At 30.3% G+C, this 3,244-nt stretch carries 3 protein-coding genes, 1 tRNA gene and 2 rRNA genes; 4 read left to right on the forward strand and 2 right to left on the reverse strand.

Annotation, left to right across the window (positions count from 1 at the left end; all coding sequences use genetic code 11):
* The first annotated feature begins 9 nt into the window (after positions 1-9).
* The 3 genes from rrf (at position 10) to BSD9I1_RS07230 (ending at position 657) form a co-directional block, all read left to right on the forward strand.
* Positions 10-126: ribosomal RNA gene (rrf, locus tag BSD9I1_RS07220) — 5S ribosomal RNA — on the forward strand.
* Positions 127-133: 7 nt separating this feature from the next.
* Positions 134-209 (forward strand) — tRNA-Lys (locus BSD9I1_RS07225).
* Positions 210-333: 124 nt separating this feature from the next.
* Complete coding sequence (locus BSD9I1_RS07230; RefSeq protein WP_186429788.1) at positions 334-657, forward strand: hypothetical protein; 324 nt, start codon at positions 334-336, stop codon at positions 655-657.
* A gap of 25 nt (positions 658-682) precedes the next feature.
* Here BSD9I1_RS07230 and BSD9I1_RS07235 read toward each other — a convergent pair whose 3' ends face one another.
* Positions 683-1,288 (reverse strand): uracil-DNA glycosylase, encoded by a 606-nt coding sequence (locus BSD9I1_RS07235; protein WP_186429789.1) that lies wholly within the window; start codon positions 1,286-1,288, stop codon positions 683-685.
* Positions 1,289-1,316: 28 nt separating this feature from the next.
* Entirely contained in the window at positions 1,317-2,753 is a 1,437-nt protein-coding gene (gene cls / locus BSD9I1_RS07240) for a cardiolipin synthase (protein WP_186429790.1), read from the reverse strand.
* Between the two features lie 414 nt (positions 2,754-3,167).
* Between cls and BSD9I1_RS07245 the strand changes: the two genes are divergently transcribed.
* Positions 3,168-3,244: ribosomal RNA gene (locus BSD9I1_RS07245) — 16S ribosomal RNA — on the forward strand; the annotation flags it as partial.

A 3,244-nucleotide genomic window follows, 5' to 3' on the forward strand; every position in this document is an offset into this window, starting at 1 on the left:
TCTATAATATCTGGTGATTATGGCTTGAAGGTAACACCCGTACCCATTCCGAACACGAAGGTTAAGCTTCAAAGCGCCAATGGTACTGCCGGGGAGGCCCGGTGGGAGAGTAGGTCGTTGCCAGATACAATATGGTTCACTAGCTCAGTTGGTAGAGCACATGACTTTTAATCATGTTGTCCGGGGTTCGATTCCCCGGTGAGCCACCAAAGACATCCTAATTTTTTAGGATGTCTTTTTTATTTTATATTTTTCTTAAATAGCACATGTAGGCTATAATTATAATATTATGTTAATTATAGTTAGAATTTAAATGGGGGGGTATAAAATAAAATGGACTTAAAAGATAAGCTATCTAGTAGTTTAACTAAAATTGCTCAGTCCGTAGAAGAAGGAGCAAATATAATTGCCAAAAAGTCTTCCGATGTAGTTGAGATTTCAAAATTAAGTCTTAACATAAGTAATGAGGAAAAAAACATTAAGAATAAATATGAAGAAATAGGGAAAAAAGTTTTTGAAAAGTACAAGAATAATGAAATAATAGATAAGGATTTAGAGGAATATTGTAGGGATTTAGATAATTCTCTTACTATAGTAAAGGAATTATCTAATAAAATTTCTAACTTAAAGGGCGATAAAGAAAAGGATGATTTATAATAAAAGTTAAGAAGGTTGCTGGCCATTAAATAGAGGCCAGTGACTCTTTTAATTTTAACCAGTCTTCTTCATAAGATTTTAAGAAATCTTCACTTCTATTATAAATTAAAGATGAAGGATGATACATTGGAAATATGTACGTATTTATATTATTATTTAATATAAGCTTACCATGACATTCCCCTATATTGGCACATGAAGTCCATTGTTTTAAGGGTACATTCCCTAAGGTTATAATAATTTTAGGATTTACTAATTCTATTTCTCTTTGAGCTATATGTTTGAATAAGTTTATTTCAGATGTTTTAGGCGGCCTATTGCTTATACTTTTTCTATTATTTAAGGTTTCCTTTGACTTTATGGGTCTAAAAAAACAAGTATTAGTTATTCGTATGTCCTTTCGACAAAGGCCAATGGAACTCAGATATTTTTCAAAGGTTTTTCCAGCCATGCCGACAAATGGCTTGCCTTGTTCAACTTCTGTTTTACCAGGGGCTTCACCAATAAATAATATTTTGCAGGGAACGGGCCCATCACCAACAATGTAGCCACCAGTAAGATCACCTTTATATGTTTCTGTAATATGCTTAATCTCTAATTCTATTTTTTTTAATTCATCATTTATATTCATATAAAATACCTCCATATTGTTTTAAGATTTATAGTAGTGAAGAAAATACGCGAGATACAGCCTCTACTGATTTTATTAAGAATGATGAATTGTTATAATCCTCTTCTGTAATCAAATTACTTTTTTTCAAGTCTTCTAAAAATATATTTTCTAATTTTGTGGTAGTTTCATCATCGTATATTACTGCATTGATTTCGTAATTAAGTTCATAACTTCTAATGTCCATATTAGCAGTACCTACAGTGCAGATCTTTCCATCTATTGTAATAGTTTTTGAATGTATAAAACAACTTTTATCATAAGAGTAAACTTTTGCACCACATTTTATAAGTTCTAATAAATAGGTACGAGAAGCGTAATATACCGTAAAGTGATCATATCTTCCGGGGAATAATATTCTCACATCAATTCCTGATAGGGCTGCTATTTTTAATGATTCCATTATGCTCTCTGGAGGAACAAAGTAAGGTGTAGTTATATATATATGATGTGTTGCCATAGAAATCATTTTTAAAACACCTTGTAGTATGGAAGCATAAGGGGAATCAGGCCCACTTTTGACTAATTGCATTATCTTGCCTTTGGATTTTTCTGATTGTGGGAAATAGCTGTAAAAGTTATTATCAAAAGATGGAGGAGCGTTATTAACATGATTTATATTCCAAAAATCATCTATAAAAACTCCCTGCAATCCTAAAGTGAAATCTCCTTTTACCATTATATGTGTATCACGCCAATATCCCAATTTGCCTTTTCCTAAGTATTCATCACCTATATTGATTCCGCCTAAGAAGCCTATTTTTCCATCAATAACAGCTATTTTTCTGTGATTCCGATAATTAATTTGGGTATTTATATGACGTAAAAATGGAGCTAAGAAGTATGAATACTGAATCACTTCTATACCAGAATTTTTTAAATCTTGTATATATGAGTTACCAAGCTTAATAGAGCCTACTCTATCTATAATAAATTTAATTTTTAGCCCCTCTGAAGCCTTAAGTATTAATAGTTTTTTTATTTCATTTCCTATAGTGTCATTTTTTACAATATAATATTCTAAATGAATATGATATTGTGCATTTTTTATTTCTTGTTTTAAAGCTTTAAATTTTTCTTCTCCATTATTAAAAATTACTATATCATTATCAATAAATAGTGGAGAATCACTATTTTTAGCTAGCAGTTGGATAAGTGGTATATAATAAGGGTCTTCTATTTTATTTAAAACTCTACAAACTAGCTCCTTTACTCCAGGAGAAAAGTGTTTATTTAAGGTATGTATCTTCCAATTGCGACCAAGAAATATGTAAAAGAATAATCCAATAGGTGGAAGTAATATTATTAATAATAGCCAAGCTATAGTTTTTTCAGGTCGTTTTCTTTCTAGTAATATTATTATTATTACTATAAAAGCATTTATGAGAAATATCCAATATAGAAAGGAACTAAAGTTAGGAAACATACATAGCAACTCCTTTTTATTCTTATATATATATGATATCAAATAAAGGCAAAAGTTATAATAAATAAATTTTATTAAATAAACTTTGCCAAGTGTTTCTATAGGTGATAAATTGAGATATATCAAGTATAAATGAGAAATATTAATAAGATATGTATAAATTCACATGTTACTTGAAAAAAAGAATCACAATGGATGATAGAATAATTTATGTTGTGGCAAGAAACGACAAACAGTCGACAAAGGTTTTAAAAAATGTTTTAAAAAGTTGTTGACAATAAGAAACAAAAGTGTTAATATGTAAAAGTCGCTTAGAGCGACAGGGTCTTTGAAAATTGAACAGAGAATAGAAACCAGTCAATTGCTTAACAGTTAAATGTTAAGAAACGCGATGAGCGAAACAGATTAAACTTTTAAATTGAGAGTTTGATCCTGGCTCAGGACGAACGCTGGCGGCGTGCCTAACACATGCAAGTCGAGCGATGAAACCC

Origin of the sequence: Clostridium sp. BSD9I1 (assembly GCF_900185645.1) — a bacterium.
In the GTDB taxonomy this organism is placed as follows: Bacteria; Bacillota; Clostridia; order Clostridiales; family Clostridiaceae; genus Clostridium_AK.

Bases quoted from the DNA above. Each gene is read 5' to 3' on its own strand.
- cls (WP_186429790.1), bottom strand. From the start codon at position 2,753: ATGTTTCCTAACTTTAGTTCCTTTCTATATTGGATATTTCTCATAAAT.
- BSD9I1_RS07235 (WP_186429789.1), bottom strand. From the start codon at position 1,288: ATGAATATAAATGATGAATTAAAAAAAATAGAATTAGAGATTAAGCAT.
- BSD9I1_RS07230 (WP_186429788.1), top strand. From the start codon at position 334: ATGGACTTAAAAGATAAGCTATCTAGTAGTTTAACTAAAATTGCTCAG.